Origin of the sequence: Orlajensenia leifsoniae, assembly GCF_004570845.1 — a bacterium.
Lineage (GTDB): Bacteria > Actinomycetota > Actinomycetes > Actinomycetales > Microbacteriaceae > Orlajensenia > Orlajensenia leifsoniae.
The window spans coordinates 409,757-433,516 of record NZ_SPQZ01000001.1; the positions used below are offsets into that span (position 1 = coordinate 409,757).

At 69.1% G+C, this 23,760-nt stretch carries 20 protein-coding genes and 1 riboswitch; of the genes, 6 read left to right on the forward strand and 14 right to left on the reverse strand.

The genetic code is table 11. The annotated features are described in order from the left end of the window. Window positions 1-12: 12 nt before the first annotated feature. The 5 genes from E4M00_RS02050 to glyA all read right to left on the reverse strand — a co-directional run bounded on the left by E4M00_RS02050 (window position 13) and on the right by glyA (window position 5,832). Window positions 13-1,392 carry a DUF6716 putative glycosyltransferase gene (locus E4M00_RS02050; RefSeq protein ID WP_135118883.1) on the reverse strand — a complete coding sequence of 460 codons (1,380 nt, stop codon included), beginning with the start codon at window positions 1,390-1,392 and terminating at the stop codon, window positions 13-15. 5 nt (window positions 1,393-1,397) lie between these two features. Next, a complete protein-coding gene (locus E4M00_RS02055; RefSeq protein ID WP_056165977.1) occupies window positions 1,398-2,273 on the reverse strand; it encodes an N-acetylneuraminate synthase family protein in 876 nt (291 codons plus the stop codon). A gap of 34 nt (window positions 2,274-2,307) precedes the next feature. Then, entirely contained in the window at window positions 2,308-3,567 is a 1,260-nt protein-coding gene (locus E4M00_RS02060) for an acylneuraminate cytidylyltransferase (protein WP_135118884.1), read from the reverse strand. A 109-nt stretch (window positions 3,568-3,676) separates the two neighbouring features. After that, window positions 3,677-4,561 (reverse strand): bifunctional methylenetetrahydrofolate dehydrogenase/methenyltetrahydrofolate cyclohydrolase, encoded by an 885-nt coding sequence (locus E4M00_RS02065; RefSeq protein ID WP_135118885.1) that lies wholly within the window; start codon window positions 4,559-4,561, stop codon window positions 3,677-3,679. After that, the gene (glyA, locus tag E4M00_RS02070; RefSeq protein ID WP_056165971.1) at window positions 4,558-5,832 is read right to left on the reverse strand and encodes a serine hydroxymethyltransferase; all 1,275 of its coding nucleotides are present in this window, start codon (window positions 5,830-5,832) and stop codon (window positions 4,558-4,560) included. Before glyA ends, E4M00_RS02065 begins: the two co-directional genes overlap by 4 nt. Window positions 5,833-5,869: 37 nt before the next feature. Then, a riboswitch (ZMP/ZTP riboswitch) is annotated at window positions 5,870-5,954 on the reverse strand. Between the two features lie 92 nt (window positions 5,955-6,046). Between glyA and E4M00_RS02075 the strand changes: the two genes are divergently transcribed. Genes E4M00_RS02075 through E4M00_RS02085 form a run of 3 tightly spaced genes read left to right on the forward strand, consistent with a single transcriptional unit; the run spans window position 6,047 to window position 10,176 of the window. Next, window positions 6,047-7,699, forward strand: a complete 1,653-nt coding sequence (locus E4M00_RS02075; protein WP_135118886.1) for a beta-N-acetylhexosaminidase — start codon at window positions 6,047-6,049, stop codon at window positions 7,697-7,699. A gap of 10 nt (window positions 7,700-7,709) precedes the next feature. After that, entirely contained in the window at window positions 7,710-8,930 is a 1,221-nt protein-coding gene (locus E4M00_RS02080; protein WP_167756792.1) for a low temperature requirement protein A, read from the forward strand. Window positions 8,931-8,964: 34 nt separating this feature from the next. Further along, a complete protein-coding gene (locus E4M00_RS02085) occupies window positions 8,965-10,176 on the forward strand; it encodes a low temperature requirement protein A (RefSeq protein ID WP_135118888.1) in 1,212 nt (403 codons plus the stop codon). Window positions 10,177-10,186: 10 nt separating this feature from the next. Here the strand turns inward: E4M00_RS02085 and E4M00_RS02090 are convergent, their stop codons facing one another. Further along, window positions 10,187-11,413 (reverse strand): MFS transporter, encoded by a 1,227-nt coding sequence (locus tag E4M00_RS02090; protein ID WP_135118889.1) that lies wholly within the window; start codon window positions 11,411-11,413, stop codon window positions 10,187-10,189. A gap of 155 nt (window positions 11,414-11,568) precedes the next feature. On the opposite strand from E4M00_RS02090, the gene purU reads away from it, so the two are divergent. The 3 genes from purU to nagA are packed head-to-tail and all read left to right on the forward strand — an operon-like array spanning window position 11,569 to window position 13,980. Beyond that, window positions 11,569-12,450, forward strand: a complete 882-nt coding sequence (gene purU / locus E4M00_RS02095; RefSeq protein ID WP_056165958.1) for a formyltetrahydrofolate deformylase — start codon at window positions 11,569-11,571, stop codon at window positions 12,448-12,450. Between the two features lie 22 nt (window positions 12,451-12,472). Further along, on the forward strand, window positions 12,473-12,832 hold the full coding sequence (locus E4M00_RS02100; protein WP_135118890.1) for a YrdB family protein: 360 nt from the start codon (window positions 12,473-12,475) through the stop codon (window positions 12,830-12,832). Continuing rightward, on the forward strand, window positions 12,829-13,980 hold the full coding sequence (gene nagA, locus E4M00_RS02105; protein ID WP_135118891.1) for an N-acetylglucosamine-6-phosphate deacetylase: 1,152 nt from the start codon (window positions 12,829-12,831) through the stop codon (window positions 13,978-13,980). The genes E4M00_RS02100 and nagA overlap by 4 nt, the downstream gene beginning before the upstream one ends. A gap of 127 nt (window positions 13,981-14,107) precedes the next feature. On the opposite strand, the gene nagB is transcribed toward nagA, so the two are convergent. The 8 genes from nagB to E4M00_RS02145 form a co-directional block, all read right to left on the reverse strand. Then, window positions 14,108-14,893 (reverse strand): glucosamine-6-phosphate deaminase, encoded by a 786-nt coding sequence (gene nagB, locus E4M00_RS02110; RefSeq protein ID WP_135118892.1) that lies wholly within the window; start codon window positions 14,891-14,893, stop codon window positions 14,108-14,110. Then, a complete protein-coding gene (locus tag E4M00_RS02115) occupies window positions 14,886-15,806 on the reverse strand; it encodes an ROK family protein (RefSeq protein ID WP_135118893.1) in 921 nt (306 codons plus the stop codon). The genes nagB and E4M00_RS02115 overlap by 8 nt, the downstream gene beginning before the upstream one ends. Further along, window positions 15,803-17,383: a beta-N-acetylhexosaminidase gene (gene nagZ / locus E4M00_RS02120; protein WP_135118894.1), complete on the reverse strand. Its 1,581-nt coding sequence runs from the start codon at window positions 17,381-17,383 to the stop codon at window positions 15,803-15,805. The genes E4M00_RS02115 and nagZ overlap by 4 nt, the downstream gene beginning before the upstream one ends. After that, window positions 17,380-18,321 carry a carbohydrate ABC transporter permease gene (locus E4M00_RS02125; protein ID WP_135118895.1) on the reverse strand — a complete coding sequence of 314 codons (942 nt, stop codon included), beginning with the start codon at window positions 18,319-18,321 and terminating at the stop codon, window positions 17,380-17,382. Before E4M00_RS02125 ends, nagZ begins: the two co-directional genes overlap by 4 nt. Next, entirely contained in the window at window positions 18,318-19,271 is a 954-nt protein-coding gene (locus E4M00_RS02130; RefSeq protein WP_240036781.1) for a carbohydrate ABC transporter permease, read from the reverse strand. Before E4M00_RS02130 ends, E4M00_RS02125 begins: the two co-directional genes overlap by 4 nt. Before the next feature lie 139 nt (window positions 19,272-19,410). After that, the gene (locus E4M00_RS02135; RefSeq protein WP_135118896.1) at window positions 19,411-20,709 is read right to left on the reverse strand and encodes an extracellular solute-binding protein; all 1,299 of its coding nucleotides are present in this window, start codon (window positions 20,707-20,709) and stop codon (window positions 19,411-19,413) included. A 99-nt stretch (window positions 20,710-20,808) separates the two neighbouring features. Further along, entirely contained in the window at window positions 20,809-21,966 is a 1,158-nt protein-coding gene (locus tag E4M00_RS02140) for an ROK family transcriptional regulator (RefSeq protein WP_135118897.1), read from the reverse strand. 126 nt (window positions 21,967-22,092) lie between these two features. Then, entirely contained in the window at window positions 22,093-23,685 is a 1,593-nt protein-coding gene (locus tag E4M00_RS02145; RefSeq protein ID WP_135118898.1) for an ABC-F family ATP-binding cassette domain-containing protein, read from the reverse strand. Window positions 23,686-23,760 lie beyond the last annotated feature (75 nt).

Genomic DNA, 23,760 nt, shown 5'->3' on the forward strand with positions numbered 1-23,760 from the left:
TGGCGGGTCGCGTCAGCGGAGCGCGGCCTCCCCCGCCACGGCCCGCTCGACCGGCGTCGAGTCCCGTGCGAGAGGAACCGTCAGCGGCGCCGGAAGCACCACCCGCAGCACGCGACGAGCTCGCCGGAGGAGCCAGAGCGATGGGACGGCGACGACCATCGCGAGGAAGCCGGCCGCCGAGTCGTCGTGGGAGCCGAGCATGCGCTTCCGGTCCCACGCCCGACGCAGTCGACCGCCGCGCAGATTGTGGCGCTGAGGCGCCAGTGGGAGCGGGGCCGCGTCGCGCCTGGCCACGAGCTGCTCGAGTAGTTCGTGCCAGTCATCGGCCGCGACGCCGTGGAAGTAGTTGTCGGCCAGCCACTCGGGTCGCGGGTGGCGGAACCGACCGGCGCGCAGGTCGCCCGCGTCGCCGAACAGGCCGCTGTCCACGAAGACCGTGTTGATGAGCCCGGGGGCGATCCCGAAGTCGTCGAGCAGCAGCACCGGGATGTCGGCGGCGACGGCCTCGAGCGCAGCCGTCGAGCTGACCGTCACCAGGGCGACGGCCCGTGCGAGATGGTCTGCCATGGGCCCGTCCTCGACCACGAGGTTGGCCGGCAGCGTTCCGCCCCACCGGTCGACGAACTCGCGATTCTCGAGGAGGGCGCCGAAGTCGTGGGTCTCGGCGTGGGTCTGGGCCTCCCCGGCCCGAGCCCGCACCTTGACGACGACGCGCTGTTCGGGATGGGCTCGCGCCGTCTCGATGAGCCACTGCAGCAGGGCGATGCGATCCTCCAGCCGACGCGGCACGATCGCCTGCGCCGCGAACACGATCGAGTCAGCGGCAGCAGGGGTCGGGGTCGGAGCCTCGGGCGCCCGATCAGGCGCCGACTCAGACGTCGGCGCCGCCGCCGGCTGGCCCAGGAAGGGCAGGGTCGCCAGACCGAAGCCGACGGAGACCGGCATCCGTTCCGCATTCCGAGAGAACTCGCGCACCTCGTGCCGACTGTGCAGCACGATGAGGTCGGTCTGCTCGCGGTAGACGATGGCCTTCGGAACCGCCGGGATGGTGATGCCCGGAAAGCCGCTCACCAGCACGGGTCGGTTCGGAACCGACGCCATCGCCCGGATCACGACCCGCACCATCGGTCCCCGGAGGGCCAGGAGCACAGCGTCGGGGCGGAGCTCGGTCACGACGCGCGCCACGTCGGTCAGCTGACGCACCCGGACCTGCCCGATGGTGAAGGCCGATCCGGAGAGTGCGTCCTCGAGTTGGCGCGCGCTCGGCTGCACAGGAGACGCGAGCACGACGATCTCGACGGCCCAGTCGGCCGGAAGCCCGGACGCCAGGGCGGCGCCCCACTTGACGTAGGAGTCCGAGTCGCCGATCACCAGCATGCGCCTGGCGGCCACCGGCCTCATGACGCGTTGACCCGCCGCAGCTTCGCCTTGGGAGCCTCCTCGCCCGGGAAGACGCGCTTCACGCCGTCGCCCATGGCCTCGCTGATGATGCGGATGTCGCGCACCAGGTGGTCGAAGCCCTGCGGCTCCAGCGAGGCTGCGTGGTCGGAACCCCACATCGTGCGGTCGAGCGTGATGTGCCGCTCGACGGCGACGGCGCCGAGGGCCACGGCGGCGAGCGAGATCTGCAGGCCGCGTTCGTGGCCCGAGTAGCCGATCGGCACGCCGCGGTAACGGTCCTGGAGCGTGCGGATGACCGAGATGTTCGCCTCCTCGGTCGGCATCGGGTAGCTCGAGGTGGCGTGCAGCATGACGAGGCGGTCGGTTCCGAGCACCTCGACGGCGGCATCGATCTCGTCGAGGGTCGACATGCCCGTCGAGAGGATCACGGGCTTGCCCGTCTCGCGGAGGGCCCAGAGGAGTTCGATGTCGGTGACGGATGCCGAGGCCACCTTGTGGGCGACGACCCCGATGTCCTCGAGGAAGGCCACGGACGGCACGTCCCACGGCGAGGCGAACCAGTCGACGCCGCGCAGGTAGGCGTAGTCGGCCAGCTCGATGTACTGGTCGCGGTCGAACTCGACCCGACGCCGGTAGTCGAGGTAGGTCATCGTGCCCCACGGCGTCTCGCGCGGGACGTCCTTCATGTGCTCGGGAGTCGAGATCTCGGGCGTGCGCTTCTGGAACTTCACGGCCTGCGCGCCGGCCTCTACCGCGACGTCGATGAGTTCCTTGGCGAGGTCGACCGAGCCGTTGTGGTTCAGTCCGATCTCGCCGATGACGTAGACGGGCTCGCCCGGTCCGATGACCGATCGTCCGATTCGCACAGACATGTGTTCTCCTTCGTGTTGCCCGCGTGGCGGGACGTCAGTTCTCGTGGGTCCCACGAGCGGCGATGATCGCGTCCGAGAGCTCGCGCACGGCGCCGGCACCGCCGACGCGGGAGAGCACGACGCGTGCAGCGGCGATCACGGCGGGGTCGGCATCCGCCACCGAGACCGGCCATCCCACGATGCGCATGCACGCCAGGTCGGCGAGGTCGTTGCCGAGGTAGGCGATGCGGTCCAGGGGAACCCCGACGCGCTCGGCCCAGGCGACGAGGACCGTCGCCTTGTCGTCGATCCCGTGCTCGACGTCGACGCGGAGCTTCTCTGCCCGCGCGGCGACGACGGAGTTGGTCTCGGCGGACAGGATCAGCATCGGGATGCCGGCTTCGCGGAGACGCTTGACGCCGTGGCCGTCCCGGCGGCTCACCCGCACGGACTCGCGGCCGAGGGTGTCGACGGATGCGGTGTCGTCGGTGTGGACGCCGTCGAAATCGGTGACGACGGCATCGACGTCGATGAGCGGATGCGGCGACGGGTCGATGACGCGTGCGAGCGCTGTGCTGATCGCGAGGTCGGCCGCCGTGTCGATCTCGATCGCGTGCACCTCCGGCACCAGGCGCACGGCGACGCGACCGAAGAAGCGGTGCCCGGCCTCGCGGAAGCCCTCGGTGCGCAGCACGTAGAACGCGCCGGTCTCGCGGTACTCCACGTCGCGGTCCTGGCGCCGCGGACGCACGGCCGCCGAGTGGTTGACTCCCTCGACGGTGCCGTCATGGTCCGGCCGCGCCCGCCAGAGGAAGGAGTGGCTCTCGACCGCCGAGAAGACGACATCGGCGTCACGGTCGAGCACCGTGCGCACGGCGACCTCGAGGTCGGCGGCGTCGATGAACGGCGAGGTGGCCTGGATGAACACCGTCGCCTCGGGCAGCGCGCCCGTCTCGTCCTCGATCGAGGCGAGGGCGTGCAGGAGGGCGGACTCCGAGCTGGCCGTGTCACCGGCGAGCTCCTGTGGGCGCTGCACGACGTCGGCGCCGGCATCGCGGGCGAGGGCTGCGATGGCGTCGCCATCCGTCGTCACAACGACCCTGTCGATGGAGGGGGCGGCCAGTGCAGATCGCACGGCGCGCACGATCAGCGGCACTCCGCCGACGGGAGTGGAGTTCTTGCCGGGGAGGCCCTTGGAGCCGGCTCGGGCGGGGATGATCGCCACGACACGATCGACGGGCACGGTTACGGTGGCGGCCTCAGCCGTGCCGGCACGAGTCGCGACCCCGACTCGCGTTCGCTCCGATTGGGACATGCCGCGAGGCTAGGACCCGGAAGTGACCTGCCCGTGATCGGGAGGTGAACGGGGCCGGTCACCCCGGGGCGTCGCGCCGCACTCCCGGGGAATGCGGCGCGACAGGCCGTCAGCCGAGGCGGAGTTCTGCGGCCTTCACGACGTTCGAGAGCAGCATCGCGCGGGTCATCGGGCCCACTCCGCCGGGGTTCGGCGACAGGAAGCCGGCCACGTCGGCGACGGACGGATGCACGTCACCGGTGAGCCGCCCCTTGCCCGTCTCCGGGTCCTCGACGCGGGTGATGCCCACATCGAGCACGGCGGCACCGGGCTTCACCCAGTCGGCCTGCACCAGGTGGGCGACCCCCACGGCGGCGATCACGATGTCGGCACGCCGCACCTCGGTGGCGAGGTCGACCGTGCGCGAGTGCGTGAGCGTGACCGTGGCATCGAGGCCCTTGCGCGTGAACAGCAGCCCGAGCGGGCGGCCCACGGTCAGGCCGCGGCCGACCACGGTGACGTGCTTTCCTGCGATCGGCACGTCGTAGCGCTGAAGCAGCTCCACGATTCCTGCCGGGGTGCAGGGCAGCGGCGAGCGCAGCTCCCCCTCGATGCCGAGCACCAGACGGCCGAGGTTGGTCGGATGCAGGCCGTCGGCGTCCTTCGACGGATCGATGGCCTCGAGCGCGGCGTGCTCGTCGAGGCCCTTCGGCAGCGGCAACTGCACGATGTATCCCGTGACCTCGGGAGCGGCGTTCAGGTCGGCGATGGCGGCGAGCACATCGGCCTGGCTCGCCGTGGCGGGCAGGTCGACGCGGATCGACTCGATGCCCACCTCGGCGCAGTCGCGGTGCTTGCCGGCCACATAGGAGCGTGAGCCGGGGTCGTCGCCCACGAGCAGGGTGCCGAGGCCGGGCACGATGCCCTGCGCCCGGAGGCCCTCGATCCGCGAGGCGAGCTCGCCCTTGATGGTCGTCGCCGTCGCGACGCCGTCCAGGCGTACTGCGGTCGTCACTGCTGCAGACCCGGGTAGAGCGGGAAGACCGAGGTGAGCTTCGTCACGCGCTCGCGAAGGCCGGCCACGTCGGCGCCGGGCTTCAGCGTCTCGGCGATGATGTCGGCGACCTCGACGAACTCGGCGTCGCCGAAGCCACGGGTGGCGAGGGCGGGCGTTCCGATGCGGAGGCCCGAGGTCACCATCGGCGGGCGCGGGTCGAACGGCACGGCGTTGCGGTTGACCGTGATGAGCACCTCGTGCAGGAGGTCCTCGGCCTGCTGGCCGTCGAGCGGAGAGTTGCGGAGGTCGGCGAGCACCAGGTGCACATCCGTTCCCCCGGTGAGAACGTCGACGCCACCCGCGCGTGAGTCATCGGCCGTGAGGCGCTCGGCGAGGATCTGCGCTCCACGGATGGTGCGGACCTGGCGATCCTTGAAGTCCTCGGACGCCGCGATCTTGAACGCCGTGGCCTTGGCCGCGATCACGTGCATGAGCGGTCCGCCCTGCTGGCCGGGGAAGACGTTGGAGTTGAGCTTCTTGGCCAGCTCCATGTCGCGCGACAGGATGAAGCCCGAGCGCGGTCCTCCGATGGTCTTGTGCACCGTCGAGGAGACGACGTCGGCGAAGGGGACGGGCGACGGGTGGAGACCGGCGGCCACGAGACCGGCGAAGTGCGCCATGTCGACCCAGAGCTTGGCACCGACCTCGTCGGCGATGGCGCGGAAGGCGGCGAAGTCGAGGTGGCGGGGGTAGGCACTCCAGCCGGCGATGATGACCTGGGGGCGGTGCTCGAGCGCCTTGTCGCGCACGACGTCCATGTCGACGAGGAAGGTCTCGGGGTCGACGCCGTAGGACACGGCGTTGTAGAGCTTGCCCGAGAAGTTGAGCTTCATGCCGTGGGTGAGGTGGCCGCCGTGGGCCAGCTCGAGGCCGAGGATGGTGTCGCCCGGGGTGGCGATGGCCGAGAGCACCGCGGCATTGGCCGTGGCGCCGGAGTGCGGCTGCACGTTGGCGTACTCGGCGCCGAACAGGCTCTTCGCACGCTCGATGGCGAGCGACTCGGCGATGTCGACGTACTCGCAGCCACCGTAGTAGCGGCGGCCGGGGTAGCCCTCCGCGTACTTGTTGGTGAGCACGGACCCCTGCGACTGCAGCACCGAGACGGGAACGAAGTTCTCGCTGGCGATCATCTCGAGGTAGTCGCGCTGGCGACCGAGCTCGAGCTCGAGCACCTCGGCGATCTCGGGATCGACCTCGGACAGAGGGGCATTGAACACGGAATCAGACACTGGCGTCTCCTCGCGGAATCGGTGAACTAGGGGTTCGTGTCGTGGCCCAGGCGAACGGCCACCAACCGATTCTCATCGCTCCCCGATGGTCACCCATCCGAACGCCAGTTGCGACCCGATCAGAGTAGCAGCCGAGCCGCCTCTTCGCTCTTGTGTGTTAGTTAGGAGTCCTGACATACTCGCTGGACACCCAGAGGACGCACCGAGGAGAGGCATGCCCAGACGCCGGACCACCGTCGGTCTCGTCGTTCTCGCCCTCGTCGTCCTCGCCGCCGGTGGCACGGCTCTCGCCATCGGCCTGCGCCCTCCCGAGGTCTCCATGCCCCAGCTCGTTCCCCAGCCCGTCTCCATCACGACGCACGACGGCGATCCGTTCGAGCTCACCGGCGACAGCCGCATCCTCGTCGACGGCGGCGGCGCCGACGCGGTCGGCGAGCACCTCGCCGCCACTTTCCGCGTCTCGACGGGGTACCAGCTGCCCGTGGTCGAGACGGCGGACGCGACGACGGATGCCGCACCCCCGGGCCCCCACGACATCACCCTCGCCGTCGCACCGGGTTCGGCTCCGGCAGGCCATGAGGAGGAGGGTTACGCGCTGAGCACCGCGGCCACGGGCGCCCGGCTCACCGCCGACACCGCCGAGGGGCTGTTCCGCGGCGTGCAGACCCTGCGGCAGCTCTTCCCGGCGGCCATCGAGTCGCGGGAGCGGGTCGACGCCCTCGGCACCCGCTGGGCAGCGGCATCCGTCGACATCGACGACTATCCGCGCTTCGCCTATCGCGGGGCGATGCTCGACGTCGCCCGCCACTTCTTCGACGTCTCAGACGTGAAGCGCTACATCGACGACATCGCGTTGCTCAAGACCAACCACCTGCACCTCCACCTCACCGACGACCAGGGCTGGCGCATCGAGATCGACGGCTGGCCGAAGCTCACGGAGATCGGCGGAACGAGCTCGGTGAACGACGAGCGCGGCGGCTTCTACACGAAGGCCGACTACGCGGAGATCGTCGCCTACGCGCAGCAGCGCTTCATCACCGTGGTTCCCGAGATCGACCTGCCCGGGCATACGAACGCCGCCCTCGCGGCCTACCCGGAACTCACCTGCACGGGGCAGGCGCCCCCGCTCTACACGGGCATCGAGGTGGGCTTCAGCACGGTCTGCATCAACTCCGAGGAGACCTACCGCTTCGTCTCCGACGTGGTGCGCCAGATGGCGGCGATGACGCCAGGTCCCTACCTCCACCTCGGAGGCGACGAGTCGCTCTCCACTCCCGAGGCCGACTTCGTGAGGTTCATCGAGAGGGTGACGACGGATGCCGCCCAGACCGGGAAGACCATCATCGGGTGGCACGAGATGGGCGCCGCGACAGCCATGCCGAAGGGCACCATCGGCCAGTACTGGAGCTTCACCCGTCCTCAGGATGGCGCCGAGGACGACACGATCACCTTCGTGCGGAACGGCGGCCAGGTGATCCTGTCGCCAGCAGACGTGGCCTATCTCGACATGGTCTACGAGACCGGCACCGAGTTCGGCCAAGCGTGGGCGCAGGGACCGACCTCGGTGCGCGAGTCCTACGGGTGGAAGCCGACGCGCATCATCGACGGCGTCGGCGAGGAGCAGATCCTCGGCATCGAGGCTCCGATCTGGACCGAGACGATGCATCGTATGCAGGACGTGGAATACATGGCGTTCCCCCGCCTCGCGTCGGTGATGGAGATCGCCTGGTCGCCGAAGGCCGAACACGACCAGCACGACTTCGAGGCCTTCGCGCCGCGCGTCGTCGCCTTCTCCGAGCGCCTCGAGGCAGCCGGTATCGGATACCACCGCGCGCCCGACCTGCCCTGGACGGATGCGGCCCAGTAGCCTGAGCGATGTGGAGACCGACGACGATCGCGCTGCCGGACCGGGCGTGCTCCGCCCTGAAGACGGCGAGGCCGCTCATCGCGTGACCTTCATCGAGGTGTTCTTCGATGTCGTCTTCATCTTCGCGTTCACGCAGCTCTCGAAGCTGTTCCTCGAGGAGCCGAGCCCGGTCGGCCTCGTCGAGACCGTCGTGCTCACGGCGGCCATCTGGTGGATCTGGGTCGACACCACCTGGGTGACCAACTGGCTCAACCCCGAGAAGTGGCCGGTACGCGCCCTGCTCCTCGTGCTCATGGCACTCGGCCTCACGCTCTCGAGCTCGCTCCCCCACGCCTTCGACAGCGACGTCGGTGGAGCCGTCTTCGCCGTCGGCATCGTGCTCATCGGCCTGGTGCGGACAGTCTTCGCCATCGTCGCCTTCCGCATCCACCGACCCGACAACGCCCGCAACTTCGTGCGCATCCTCGTGTGGACCTGCGCGGGTGGCCTGCTCTGGCTGCTCGGCGGCTTCGGCCCGGCCGACGCGCGGGTCTGGATCTGGGCTGCAGCGCTGGCCCTCGCCTTCCTCGGCCCGCTCGTCAGGTTCCGCGTGCCCGGCCTCGGCGGCACACCGGCCGAGACCTGGGACGTCAGCGGCGAGCACATGAACGAGCGCGTCGGCCTGTTCTTCATCATCGCCATCGGCGAGTCCATCATCGTCACGGGAACCGTCTTCGCCGGGGTCGAGCTCAGCGCCGACTCCATCGGCGGCTACCTCGCAGCGTTCATCGGTTCCGTGCTGCTCTGGATGCTCTACTTCAACCACGGCGAGCGCGGCGGCCGCGAGCGCATGGAGGAGGCATCGAAGACGGGCATCGTGGCGCGGAACGCCTACACGATCGTCCCGGTCGTCATGGTGATCGGCGTCGTGCTCACGGCCGTGGCCGACGAGCTCGTGATCCTGCATCCGCACGAGATGGAGCATCCGTCGACGGCCTGGCTCATCTGCGGCGGACCCGCCGTCTACGTGCTCGGCAACCTGCTGTTCAAGCGGTCCGTGGGGATGCCGTGGCTGCTGTCGCACCTCGTCGCCATCGCCGCGCTCATCGTGTTGGGCGTCATCGGCGTCGGCATCACCCCGGTGAGCCTCAGCTTCGCCGTGAACGGCGTGCTGGCCGTCGTCGTGCTCGCCGACGAGTGGAGCTATCGAAGCGGCCTGCGCCGGGCTGTCGAGAGCGCAACGCACCGCTAGCCTGAGGCCACTCCCTCGATCGGAAGGCGAACGGATGCCGCGCACGGGCTTCACCCGCAATCTCCTGCGTCCCACGACGGGCGACGAGTCGCACCGCGTGACCTTCGTCGAGCTGTTCTTCGACCTCGTCTTCGTGTTCGCCATCACGCAGCTCTCGCACAGCCTCATCGACGAGCCGACACTGCTGCGCTTCGCCGAGGTGCTCATCCTCGTGGGCGCCGTGTGGTGGGCGTGGGTCGACACCACCTGGATCGCCAACTGGCTGAACCCCGAGCGCGGCGCCGTGCGCGGCATGCTCATCGTGCTCATGCTGTTCGGGCTGCTCATGTCGAGCGCCATCCCCGAGGCCTTCACCGACAAGGGCTGGTTGTTCGCGATCTCCTTCGTGGCCATGCAGCTCAGCCGCACCACGTTCGCGTACTTCTCCTTCCGCGAGCAGGGTCGGCAGGAGAATGCGCTCAACGTCGTGCGCATCATCATCTGGTACCTGGCCTCCGGCACCCTCTGGATCACGGGCGGCTTCGCCGATCCCGAGCAGCGCATCTGGATCTGGGTGGTGGCCCTCGCCATCGAGTGCGTCGGCCCAGCGGCCAGGTTCTGGGTGCCGGGAATGGGCAAGTCGCCGATGGAGACGTGGGAGGTCTCCGGCGAGCACATGGCGGAGCGGGTCGGCCTGTTCTTCATCATCGCGCTCGGCGAGTCCATCATCGTGACGGGGTCGGTGTTCTCCGCGCAGCCCGTCTCGTGGGAGGGTTTCGCCGCCCTCCTCGCCGCCTTCGTCGGCACGGTGCTGCTGTGGCTGCTCTACTTCGCCCACGGCGAGCGCAGCGGCTCCGCCTACATCGCCAGCGCCGAGTCCAGCGGCAGTATCGCTCGCGCGACCTACACGTACATCCCCATCCTCATGGTGATCGGCATCGTGCTCACTGCCGTCGGCGACGACCTCGTGCTGGCGCATCCGTTCGGTCATCACGGCGAGACGGATGCGGCCACAGCGGCGATCATCACCGGAGGTGCCGCCATCTACCTGTTCGGCACCACGCTGTTCAAGCGCTCCGTCGGCGGGCCGTGGCTGCTCCCCCACCTGCTCGGAATCGTCGCCTTGGCTGCGCTGTTCGCGATCGCCGGGCTCCTCAGCCCGCTGGTTCTCACCTGGCTGGTGAACGTGGTGCTGTTCGTGGTCGTCGTGATCGACGAGTGGCGCTACCGCCGTCTCGTGGGTGCCGACGCCATCAGGCTCGAGTGAGGGCGCTCGGCTACGCGCCGGCCTGCACGACGTCAGCGCCCTGCGGCCGGTGGTGGCCCGAGGTGACGGCGACGACCACGAACGCGACGACGACGATGCCCGCGTACACCCACGGCAGCGCCGCGAGCCCGAGGGTGTCGTAGAGCACGGCGCCGAGCAGAGCGCCCCCGCCGATGCCGATGTTGAAAGCCGTCGTGTAGAACGCGCTGGCCGCGTCGCGGATGCGAGCGGATGCCGCGTGCAGCAGTCGCGTCTGCAACAGCGGCGGCAGCATGCCGAACGCCAGGCTCCAGATGATGAAGGCGATCAGCGCCGGAATGAAGCTGCCCGAGAAGAGCCCGAGCGCCGAGACCGAGAGCGCCACGACGCCGAGGGAGATGAGCAGGCCTCGCGTGGGGCGCTTGCTGAACACGGCACCGGCGACGACCAGGCCGATGAGGCCCGAGACCCCGGCGACGAAGAGGAGCGGGCTCACGGCAGCCGCATCCGTTCCGACCACGTCGATGAAGTACGGGGCGATGTAGGTGTACAGCACGTAGTGGCCGATCATCGTGATCGCCGTCACGGCGCAGACTATGGCCACGGCCATGACCGAGCGATCACGGAGCGCGGGGATGGCCGCGGTGTTCACGCCCGGCTCGACGCGGTGCACCACGGGCAGGAAGCGCCAGACCAGCACCGCGCTCAGCAGCGTGAGGCCGGCGACGATGCCGAAGGCGAGGCGCCAGCCGACGGCGTGGCCGAGTGCGGTGCCGAGCGGAACCCCGAACACGAACGCCAGGGTGCCGCCGCCGAGCGCGATCGAGACGGCGCGGCCGATCTGCTCCTTGGGCACGAGGTGACCGGCGTAGGCGCCGACGATCGCCCAGAACAGGCCGTGCGCCATGCCCCCGACCACCCGGGATCCGACCACGAAGCCGTAGTTCGGGGCGAGAGCCGTGAGCACGTTCGCGAGCCCGAGCACGACGATGGCCGCGACCAGCAGGGCGTGGCGCGGCAGTCGCCGGGTGAGCCCAGTGAGCGGGGCACTGGTGAGCACGACGGTGAACGCGAACACCGTCACGAGCAGGCCGACGAGGGGCTCCGAGACGCCGAGGTCGCTGCTCATGTCGGGCAGCAGGCCCGTCGGCAGCATCTCGCCGGTCACCGAGAGGAAGACGGCGACGGCCAGCACGATGAGGCCCAGCCAGGGGAATGTGGAGGTGCTGCTCGCGGCAGCGGAATCGGTCGTGGACATGGGAGTCTCCGACAGGCGTTCCCCGCGTGACGCTCTCTCGCTCGATGAGCGCGAGCACTGCGGGTCGACTACGCGCTGTTGTGCGCGCCCAGGGCCGGGTCGATCACACCGGCCGTCGTCGAGTCTAGCCGGGCTCCACGGGATAACCTGAGCGGATGGACTTCGACGCCGCCGTGCAGCCTCCGCAGATCCACCACCACTGGGTCATCACGGTGAGCTGCCCCGACCAGCCCGGAATCGTGCACGCCGTGAGCGGCGCCATCGTCTCGGCGCGCGGAAACATCACCGAGAGCCAGCAGTTCTCGAGCGCGGACACCGGCCGGTTCTTCATCAGACTGCAGGTGGAGTCGCTCGCCGACCGCAGCGAGTTCGAGGCGGCCCTCGCCCCGGTCATCGAGCGCTACGGCATGGCGGCGCACATCGACACCGTCGGCCGGCCGCTGCGCACCCTCGTGCTCGCATCGACGGCCGCGCACTGCGTCAACGACCTGCTGTTCCGCCAGCGCGCCGGCCAACTGCCCGTGCACATCCCGCTGGTGCTCTCGAACCACTCCACCCTGCGCGACCTCGTCGGATTCCACGGCGTACCGTTCGAGTCCCTTCCGGTGACGGATGCCGCGAGCAAGGCCGCCTTCGAGGAGCGCGTGCTGCGGGCCGTCGACGAGCACGACATCGAGCTCGTGGTGCTGGCGCGCTACATGCAGATCCTGACCCCCGAGCTGTGCGAGCGGCTCGAGGGCATGGCCATCAACATCCACCACTCCTTCCTGCCCGGATTCAAGGGCGCGAACCCGTACAAGCAGGCGCATGCACGCGGCGTGAAGCTCATCGGCGCCACGGCGCACTTCGTCACGAGCGACCTCGACGAGGGCCCGATCATCGAGCAGAACGTCGTGCGCGTCGATCACTCGCGCTCCCCCAGCGAGCTCGTCGCCATCGGCCAGGACGAGGAGAGCCGCACCCTGAGCCAGGCGGTCAAGTGGTTCGCCGAGCGTCGGGTGCTGCAGGACGGCGCTCGCACGATCATCTTCCGCTGAGCCCGCCCGATAAACTCGACGGGTGAGTGACGCAGCGCCAGAACAGTACAGGGTGAGCCCGAACGACATCCTCCGATTCCTGCTCGAGATCTTCGCGGTCGTCACGTTGGGCATCTGGGGATTCACGGCCTGGCCGCTGCCGTGGCCCGGCGCCCTCATCGGCATCGGAGCGCCGCTTCTCGCCATCCTGCTCTGGGGCCTGTTCCGCTCCCCCAAGGCCGTGTTCAGGATCGACCCCTTCGGCAAGGCCGTCGTCGAGATCGTCGTGATGGGCTCGGCCGCCGTGGCCTGGTGGCAGCTCGGACAGCCCATCGTCGCAGCGGTCTTCGCCATCGTGGCCACGATCTCCGGGGTCATCAGCGGCCGCAAGGAGTTCGCGTGACCCTCATCGTCCACGGTGCCCGCAAGCTCGACGCCGATGGCATCATCGACGACTTCTGGTTCGCGGCATCCGCCGATCGCATCACGGCGACGGGCACGGGTGACGGATGGCGTGCCGTCGCGGCATCCGACCCCTCCGCCGCCGTCACGGACGCCGCCGGGGGCTGGCTCACCCCGGGCTTCATCGACCTGCACGGCCACGGCGGCGGCGGAACCGACTTCGACCACGACCTCGACGGCATCCGCACCGCCCTCGCCGTGCACCGCGCTCACGGAACCACCCGGTCGGTGCTGAGCCTGGTCACCAACCCCGTCGACACCCTCGCCGGCAGCCTCGGCATCATCGCGGACCTCGCGCATGCCGACCCGCTGGTGCTCGGCGCGCACCTCGAGGGTCCGTTCCTCGCCGACTCTCATCGCGGGGCGCACAATGCGGAGCTGCTGGTCGAGGCCGATGCCGCGGTCATCGCGACCCTGCTGGCCGCGGCGCGGGGCACCCTCCGCCAGATCACCCTCGCTCCCGAGCTGCCCGGTGGCCTCGATGCCGTCGAGGCGTTCTCAGCGGCCGGCGTCGTCGTCGCCGTCGGTCACACGGCGGCGAGCTTCGAGCAGGCGCAGGCCGCGTTCGACAGGGGCGCGACACTCATCACCCACGCCTTCAACGCGCTGCCCGGCATCCACCATCGCCAGCCCGGCCCCATCGTCGCGGCCTTCGGCGACGAGCGCGTCACGCTCGAGCTCATCCTCGACGGCGTGCACGTGCGACCCGAGGTCGCTGCGCTCGCCTTCGCCGCCGCACCAGGACGCATCGCCCTCATCACCGATGCCATGGCCGCGACAGGGGCAGGCGACGGGCACTACGAGCTGGGCTCTCTCGACGTCACCGTGACCGATGGCGTCGCGAGGCTCACCTCCGGTGGATCGATCGCGGGCTCGACCCTCACGATGGACGTCGCCCTGAGGAACGCCGTCGACCTCGTGGGGCTCGACCCCGTCGTCGCCGTCACGGCGCTCACGCTCACTCCGGCACGGGTGCTCGGACTGGACTCGGAGCTCGGCCTGCTGGCCGAGGGCTACGCGGCCGACGCCGTGCTTCTCGACGCCGACTTCGCGGTGCAGCAGGTCTGGGCGAACGGCGTCGCGCTCTAACCCCTCCGTTCGTGTCAGCCGCTCGCTGAGGCCCGGACGCAGTCCGCGGTCGAAGCGCGCCGAAAGCCCAGCATCCACTGCGCTTCGGGCGGTCGCTCCGCTCGGCCCTCAGCGAGCGGGATCACCCCTACAGCGGCACGCCCACCGGACGCAACGCCCACGCGTGCCTGTAGTACTCGGCGTTGCCGAGCTTCGACGCGGCAGCCTCGTCGACGACGACGGTGACGTGCGGATGCAGCTGCACGGCCGAGCCGGGATGGCTCGCCGAGACCGGCCCCTCGAGCGCGTCGGCCAGCGCAGCGGCCTTGCCCTCTCCGAACGCCAGCAGCACCAGGTGCCGCGCCCGCATGATCGTGCCCAGCCCCTGGGTGATGCAGTGCGTCGGCACCTGATCGATCGAGTCGAAGAAACGCGCATTGTCACGACGGGTCTGCTCGGTCAGGGTCTTCCAGCGCGTCGTCGAGGCCAGCGACGAGCCCGGCTCGTTGAAGCCGATGTGACCCGTGGTCCCGATGCCGAGGATCTGCAGGTCGACGCCGCCGGCCGCGAGGATCGCCGCCTCGTACTCGTCGCCCGAGGTCAGGATCCCGCTCGGGTCGCCGTTCGGCACGTTGATGCGCGCAGGGTCGAGACCGAGCGGCTCGACGACCTCGCGGTGGATGACCGAGTGGTAGCTCTCGGGGTGATCGACGGGCAGGCCGACGTACTCGTCGAGCGCGAACCCGCGCACCCTGCTCACATCGATGCTCTCGGCATGGATACGGGTCTCGAGGGCGCGGTACGTGGTGAGCGGTGTCGAGCCTGTCGCGAGGCCCAGCACGGCATCCGGTCGTCGCTCGATGAGGGCGACGATGGCGTCGGCGACGACCGATCCAGCCGCCGCGGCATCGGGGACGATGACGACTTCAGCCATGGGTGACTCCTGTGAGGGCTGCTCCGACCGCTGCGGCCGGGAATCCGAGTGGGATGATGTGCACGCGCTCGGCGAGAGCGATCGATGCCAGGAAGCGCGAGGATTCCGCCGCCCGACCGAGCGCTGAACGCACGCCATCGATGAGCGGGGTGCCGAGAGCGCTGAGACCGCCACCGATGACGACGGCGTCCACGTCGGTCGACAGCACGAGGATGCGCACGGCCGCGGAGACTCCCTCGAAGAAGCGCTCCTGCACGGCGAGAGCCTCGGGGTCTCCGGATGCCGCAGCCCGGAACAGGGCGCGAGCGGGGAGGGCGTCATCCGTCGGCCACAGGCGCGCGATCGCCGAGCCCGAGGCGACGGTCTCGACGCAGCCGCGCTGACCGCAGCTGCACACGGCCCCGTTCGGGTCGATCGGGATGTGGCCGATCTCTCCGGCGATGCCGTGGCCGCCGCGCAGCAGCACTCCGTGCTGCACGATGCCCGCCGCGAGCCCGGTACCGAGGTTGAGGTAGGCCATCGAGTCGAACCCGTTGGCAGCCCCGGTCTCGGTCAGCAGGTGCTGCGCACCCATGGCCGCGGCCTTGACGTCGTTCTCGACGCTCACGGTCACTCCGAGGCGCTCGATGAGCGCCTGGCCCAGGTCGAGGTCGTCCACGCCCAGGTTCACGGCGTGACGCACCCGTCCGGTGGCCGAGTCGACGGCACCCGGGATGCCGATGCCGATGGAGCGCAGGTCGCCGACCCTGATGCCCGAGAGCGCAGCGACCTGATGCACGGCGTCGACGGCGGTCTCGATGACGGCCGGGCCGCCCCACCCCGTCGGCATCCGCACCTGGTCGCTGAGGCGTCCGTCGGAGTCCATGGCGATCGCGGCGGTCTTCGTGCCGCCGATGTCGATTCCGAGTCTCATGCCGGCTGCCCTTCGAGCAGGGCGAGGACACTGCGTCCCAGCAGGCGCGAGGCCCCGAAGGTGGCGATGTCGGCGTAGGCGCGATCGTCGCTCGGCCAGCCCAGGTCGACCACGAGCACTGCTCCCCCGTTCGCGCGCAGCTCATCGATGGCGTCGCGTGCGAAAGCGTAGCGGTGGATGTCCTTTCCGACCACGATCACCGGTCCCGGGACCTCGGGAAGTGCCGCACTCCCCTCTGCGAGAGCGTGCGGGGCGCTCCACGCCGAGTCTGTGGGGAACGGATGCCGCGCCAGCTCGGCGAACGGCCCCCAGGGGGCGACTCCCACGGCGATGTTGGCGACGGTGTCGATGCGCACGACGGCACTCGGTGCGATGCCGGCATCGAGCCAGGCCCGAGCGTGCGGCGAGACGTCGAAGGCACGCTGCACCTGCGCGGTGTCGAAGACGGGTTCGGCGAACTCGGAGGCCGGGGCATCGTCGTCGGCGCGGGTCGAGGCCGAAGCCCCGTTCGAGCCGGCGTCGAGCGCTGCGAGCACGGCGTTGGTCTCCTCGCCCAGCTCGCGAACGCGGAGCGCGGCCTCGAGCACACGCTCGATCGACAGGCGACCGCTCGCGATCGCCGCGAGCACGCGGTCCTCGATCTCGCCCAGTTCGGCGTCGGTGTTCTCTGTTCCGATGCAGAGCAGGTCGCAGCCGGCGTCGAGGGCGCGCACGGCGGCTTCGGGGATGCCGTGGATGCCGCTGGCGCCCTTCATGTCGAGGGCGTCGCTGACGATCAGGCCGTCGAAGCCGAGCTCCTCGCGCAGCAGCCCCTGGAGGATGATGCGCGAGTGCGTGGCGGGGAACTCGGCGTCGACCTGCGGGATGAGGATGTGCGAGGTCATGATGGTGCGGGCTCCGGCCTCGATCGCGGCTCGGAACGGCACCAGTTCTCGCGAGCGCAGGGTCTCGAGGTCGGCGTCGATGACGGGCAGTGCGAGGTGCGAGTCCTGCGCGGTGTCGCCGTGGCCGGGGAAGTGCTTCGCGCTCACGGCGATGCCGGCGCCCTCGTGTCCCGTCACCCACGCGCCGATGTGGCGCGCGACGGCGACGGGATCGGTGCCGAAGCTGCGCACGCCGATGACGGGGTTGTCGGGGTTGGAGTTCACGTCGGCGTCGGGTGCGAAGTTCAGGGTGCAGCCGACGGCGGCCAGCTCCTCGGCGACGGTGCGACCGACCCGCTCGGTGAGCTGCAGGTCGTCGAGCCGGCCGAGTACGGCCGGGCCGGGGTAGGGCGATCCCTGATCGTAGTAGAGCCGCGTGACGTCGCCGCCCTCCTCGTCGATCGCGATGACGGCGCGCGGATTCGCCGCGCGGACGGCATCCGTCAGTGCACGCAGCTGCGACCGCGACACGATGTTCGGGCCGAAGACGCAGACTCCGCCGAGGCCGGCACGCAGCCGGGCGGCGAGCCAGTCGGGAAGCTCGGTGCCCACGAAACCGGGCATGAGCGTCGCGGCGACGAGCTGGCGGAGCTCTCCCCTGCTGCTGAGGGTGTCGGAGTCGGGAACGGATGCTGTGGTGGCTGCTCCGCTCATCCCTTGACCGCCCCGGCCACGAGTCCGCTCGTCATCCGGCCCTGCACGATGAGGAAGAAGACGATGACGGGCAGGGCCACGAGCGTCGACGCGGCCATGACCTGGCCCCAGTCGGTCTCACGGGTGGCGCTGGCCTGGATGAAGCCGCGCAACCACAGCGGCAGCGTGTGCATGTCCTCGGCCGGCAGCAGCACGAGGGCCACGGTGAACTCGTTCCAGGCCTGCAGGAACGCGAAGACTCCGGATGCCACCAGCCCGGGTGCGAGCAGGGGGAACGTGATGCGCATGAAGGCGCCGGTGCGGCTGAGTCCGTCGACCATGGCCGCCTCCTCGAGGTCGGCCGGGATGCCCGCGACGAATCCGCGCAGCATCCAGATCGTGAACGGGACGACGGCGGCGGTGTAGATGATGCTCACGCCGATGATCGAGTTCAGGAGCCCGACGCTCGAGACCATCTTGTACTGCGCGATGAACAGGCCCTCGGCCGGGAGCATCTGGATGATGAGCACGGCCAGCACGAACGACTTGCGGCCCTTGAACCGGAACCGGCTGATGGCCACGGCGGCGAGGAAGGCGAACAGCAGGCAGAAGAACACCGCGATGAGGGTGACCGAGAGGCTGATGCCGAGTGCGGAGTAGAAGGTGCCGTTCTCGAGGGCGTTGGCGTAGTTCTCGAACGAGCCGCCGATGGGCACGAACGTGGGGATGAACGACTGCAGGGTGCGGTTCGAGAGCAGCGAGGAGTTCAGCATCCAGTAGACGGGGAACACCCAGGCCACCGACACCACGATGGCGAGGATCGACAGCAGGATGCGCGCCGGACGGAAGCGCAAGCGCGTGAGCTTCTGAGGCTGCGTCTCGGGGGCCGTGGGGATGGGAGCGGGAGCGGGAGCGAGCTCGCTCGCGATGACGTGGGTGTTGAGGCTGGTGTCGGTCATGACTGCTCGTCCTCCTTGAGAAGGCTGCGCACGTAGAACCAGCTGATGGCCAGGGTGAGCGCGAGTACGAAGATGGAGACGGCGCTGGCCATGCCGAAGTCCTGGGACCCGGCGCCGAGCTTGTAGATGTAGGTGCCGAGCAGGTCGTACTCGCTCGACTTGGATCCGGCATCCTGCAGCATCGTGATCTGGGTGAACACGCGCAGGTCCCAAATGAGCTGCAGCAGCAGCACGATCATGATGACCGGTCGGATCATCGGCATGATGATGTAACGCAGGCGCTTGACACCGTTCGCGCCGTCGAGCTGGGCGGCCTCCAGTACCTCTTCCGACACCTGCGTGAGACCGGCGTACACCGAGAACGCCACGAACGGAACGCTCATCCAGATGACGATGACGCTGGCGACGATGAAGAAGGTGATGGGGGTCGACAGCCACGAGAACCGGTTCATGTCGACGCCCGGGATCATGTCGAGAAGGTAGTTGACGACACCGCGGCGGCGATCGAAGAGCCAGATCCACACTGTCATCGCGGCGACGACGGGCATGGCCCAGGCGAGCAGCAGCGAGATCTGCAGGATGAGCCGCACGACGGTGCCGACGGCGGTCATGAGCACGGCGAGCAGCAGGCCGACCACGAGGGTGACGGCGGCCGTGATGAAGCAGAAGGCGATGGAGCGCACGACCACCTCCCACATGGTGGGGTCGGTGGCGAGGCTGAAGTAGTTGGCGAGGCCCACGAACGGAGCCGGCTGGCCGAACTGCTGCTTGATGCCGAATTCCTGCATCGAGGTGACGATCTGCCAGATGAGCGGGTAGCCCATGCCGACCAGGAGGATGACGATCGCGGGGATGAGGAGAAGATGCGGAACGGAGAGGCGTCGTCGGGGGCGTTGCGCCGGCGGCTTCGGCGCGGCTGCGGGGGCGTCCCGGGTGAGCGTTGCTGTCACGGTCTCATCCTCCTTTCAGTGTGGTGCGCGTGCAAGAGATCAGGGGTAGGGGCCGCGAGCGAAGAGTCGCTCGCGGCCCCTGGTTTCGTGCTGTGTTCCGGATGCCGCAGCCGTGACCGACCGCGGACCGGGGGTCCGACTAGTTGAGGAGCTTGTCCAGCTTCTCGTCGTACTCGGTGGCCAGGGCCTTGACGTCGCCGCCGGCCGAGACCTTGCCGAAGAACTCCTCGAGGATGCCGGCACCCTCGACTGCAGCCCATCCGGGGGCAGCGGGGGTCAGCTTCGAGCCGGCAGCCGACTCGACGAGGGCCTTGGCGAACTGGTCGTCACCGAGAGCCGACGCGTAGTCGAGGTTCGCCGGGCCGAGACCGTTCTCGCCGAGAAGGGTCTGGTAGTCCTCGGAGAAGATGATCTTCATGAGCTCCTTGGCGCCGGCCTGGTTCTTGCTGGCGGCCGAGACGGCGATGTTGGATCCACCGGCGAAGACCGGGGCTGCTCCACCGTCGACACCGGGAAGCACGAAGGTGCCGAAGGTGTCGTCGTTCCAGGTGGCGACGGTCTTGGTCGCGTCCTTCGGGTCCGGAGCCAGGTCACCGATCGACCAGTGCGCCCATCCGGGAGCGATGATCGTCGCGGCCTCGGGGACACCGGTCGCCTCGTTGTTGTTGATGTTGACCCACGGGGTGCTGTCGAACTCGGTCGCCGGTGCGAGGGAAGCGCCCTCGAACAGCGACTGGAACTCGGTCAGGCCCTTGACGGTCTCGTCGGAGGCCAGCGTGCCGACCCACTTGTCGCCGTCCTTCTTGGCGAGGTCCCCACCGTTGGCGAAGATCCAGGAGATGCCGTTGCGCCAGTCGGAGCCGCCGATGTAGAAGCCCGACTGCGTGTCGGTCTTCAGCGACTTGACGGTCTCGTCGAACTCGGCGAGCGTCGTGGGAACGGTCTTGCCCGCAGCCGACCAGATGTCCTTGCGGTAGAAGTTGTAGCGCGAGCCGAAGTAGTAGGGCAGCGCGTACTGCTTGCCATCGACCTCGCCGACCTCGACGAACGACTTCAGCAGCTTGTCGCCGCCGAGCTCGTCGTACATGTCGCTCAGGTCGGTGAAGGCGCCGGCGTTGGTGAAGGTCGGCGACCAGGTGTTGCCGATCTCGGTCACGTCAGGAGTGTTGGCGGCGTCGGGAAGCGCAGTGGTGAGCTTGGCGACGGCGTCGCCCCAGCCCTGCTCCTCGATCTTCAGCGTGCCACCGGTCGCCTTCTTGTACTCCGTCTTGAGGTAGTCGCGGAGGGTGTCGGGGGTGTCACCGCCCATCAGCCACAGCGTGATGTCCTGGCCCTTGGCAGACTCGGTGGAAGCGGCGTCGCCGCCCGTCGAGCTGCAACCGGCGAGAACGAGTGCGGCTGCGGTTGCGATGGCAGCTACTGCGTACTTTCTCTTCATTGGGATTTCCTTCTCTTGGTTGGGTGGTGGTGCTTCGGAGTGTGGTTGGTTCACGAGCACTGGGCGTCGCGGCTTTCCGACTCCCATTCGTCAGGGTCCCTAGGAGACCCCGAGCTGTCCGGATAGGACCATGACCGCGGCGCCGCGGAGGACGATGTCCTGCCCCTGCGTGGTCATCCGAACCGTCAGAGAGCCGGTGAACTCGGCCATCGTTCTGGTGCGGATCGTCTCGATGGCCGCTGTCGCCAGCGGGCCTTCAAGCAGTTCGGTCGGGCCGCTCAGCACGATCTCGGAGAGATCGAGGGCTCCGACCACGGGGGCGAGGATGATGCCGAGCCGGCGGCCCGCCTCCCGAAGAACAGTGTCGCGCTCGGCATCGGCCTCGGCTCCGGTCGCGGTGATGGCCGCGATGCGTGCCGCCAGGCGCGGGGCGGCGAGCCAGGCCTCGAGGCATCCGGTCTTGCCGCAGGCGCAGACGGGGCCGCCGTCGGTACCGACGACGACGTGGCCGATCTCGCCGGCGGCCGAGGTGGCCCCGAAGAGCGGGCGACCGCCGACCAGCAGGCCGGCGCCCACACCGTGACCCACCTTGATGAGCATGATGTCGCCGTCGACACCGCCGAAGCTGTGCTCGGCGAAGACGGCGGCGTTGGCGTCGTTGGCGACGAGCACGGGAACCTCGAAGCGCTCGGCCAGGAGGCCGTGCAGGTCGACGGAGGTCCACCGCAGGTTGGGTGCGGTGCGCACAGTGCCCTCGAGGTCGACGATGCCGGGGGAACCGACTCCGATGCCGAGGAGCGGGGCCGTTGCGGCCGCGACGAGGCTGTCGACGAGGTGCAGGACCTTCGCGATGGCCTCCGAGCCCGTGCTTCCGGCGAGGGCGACCTCGACGCGGGCGAGGATCGCGCCGCCGAGGTCGAGCACGGCTCCTCGGAAGACCGAGTCGTCAGAGAGGTCGACGGCCACGACCTGGAAGGCGCCGCGATCGAAGTCGAGCAGGGTGGCGGGCTTCCCCGGACGAGCATCCTCACGCTGTCCCGTCTCGACGACGAGTCCCTCGGCGATGAGCTCGGCCACGAGGTCGGAGACCGTCACACGGGTGAGGCCGGTCTCGCGGGCGACATCGGCGCGGCTCTGGCCCGATGCGCGGTACAGCGTCTGGAGGACGAGGGAGCGGTTGTGCCCCCGAGCATGCTCGGGCAACACCTTGGCGGTCGGGCGGAGTGCCCGGCTGGGAGAGAGCTGCGTTGCCGTCATGTTTGTTAGTAAAGCTTACGAACAAACAGATTGCAAGATCGCGGAGGAAGTTAGTCCATGCTCTTTACAAACCTGTGATCTTTCGGAAACATGCCGCCGTCGAGCAGGGGATCCGCCCGGAAACGCTTACAGCGCGCCCGTCGCCGCGGTCTGCGTGACTGTGCCCGACCCGTCGAAGACGAGCAGGGTGTCTGCGATCTTGTCGATGAAGAACCTGTCGTGGCTGACCACGACCACGGCGCCCGGGAAGTGCGTCAGTGCGCGCTCCATCACCTGGGTGCTCGTGATGTCGAGGTGGTTCGTCGGCTCGTCGAGCACGATGACCGCCGCACCCGAGAGCAGGCACTGGGCGATGGCGACGCGCGCCCGCTGACCGCCGGACAGGGTGCCGATCTTCTGCTGCAGGTCGGCATCCGAGAACTGCAGCATCGCGAGGAAGCGGTTCACGCTCTTCTTGGTCGCCGTGAAGGCCAGGGAATCGGGGTAGGCGTTCACGGCGTGGCCGACGGTGTCGGTGAGGTCGAGCTCGGCGTAGACCTGGTTGTAGGAGACGAAGCGCGCGCCCTTCGCCCAGCGCACGCGGCCGGCATCGGGCTCCGTCTGGCCCGTCAGCACGTCGAGCAGCGTCGACTTGCCCGAGCCGTTCGAGCCGACCACGGCGAAGCGGTCGCCACGGTGCAGGCTGAAGGTGAGACCGGAGAACAACGGTTCGCCGCCGAACCCCTTGGCGAGGCCCTCGACGGTCAACAGGTCGTTGCTGACCCGCAGACCGTCGTAGATGGCCGTGATGACCTGGTCGACCGGGCGGGGTGCTTGACGCTTCTTGATGTCGGCGAGCTTGCGTGCCAGTCCCCGGTCGGGATTCCGGGCGGCCTCGCGGCGAGCACTGCTCGCGGCCTGCTCGTAGGCCAGCAACTCCTCCTCGTGGGCGAACTGCTTCTCGAGCATCTTCAGCCGCGACTGCTTGGCCTGCACGTAGGCGGAGTAGTCGCCGTCGTAGTCGTGCAGGTGGTGGTTCTCGATCTCGACGATGCGGGTCACGACGCCGTCGAGGAACTGCCGGTCGTGCGAGACCACCAGCACGGCGCCGGGGAAAGTGCGCAGCCAGCCCTCGAGCCAACGCACGCCGTCGAGGTCGAGGAAGTTGGTCGGCTCGTCGAGCAGCAGCACGTCGGGAGCCTGCACCAGGATCTTCGCCAGTGCCGCCCTGTTGCGCCACCCGCCCGAGAGTCGGTCGACGGGCAGCGCACTGCGGGCATCGTCGAAGCCGATGCGGGTGAGCACGGTCTCGATGACGTTCTCGTAGCCCCATCCGTCGATGGCGTCCATCTTCTCGAACAGCTCGCCCTGCTCGGTGAGCAGCCGGGTCATCTCGGTGTCGTCCATCGGCTCGGCCAGCTGCGTCCCGATGGCGTCGATGCGGGCCTGGGTCTCGTGCACCTCGGCGAACAGGCCACTCAGGATCTGCCGAATGGAGAGGTCGCCGTCGAGCTCGGAGAACTGCGAGAAGTAGCCGATCGTGGTGCCCAGCGACACGTCGACGGTGCCGCTCGTGGGCTCCTGCCTGCCCAGCACGAGTTCGAGGAACGTGGTCTTGCCGGTTCCGTTCTTGCCGATGAGGCCCACTCGATCGCCCTCGCGGAGCTTGAGGAAGGCCTCCCGCACCACGAGTCGCCCGTCGTACTCCTTGGTCACGTCGTTCAGGCGGATCTGGCTCATGGGGTGTCCTCGGGATTCATCGTGGTGCCGAACCCGGCGGTGCTGCAGTGGCTCGGTGCGGAAAAGACATCCGGC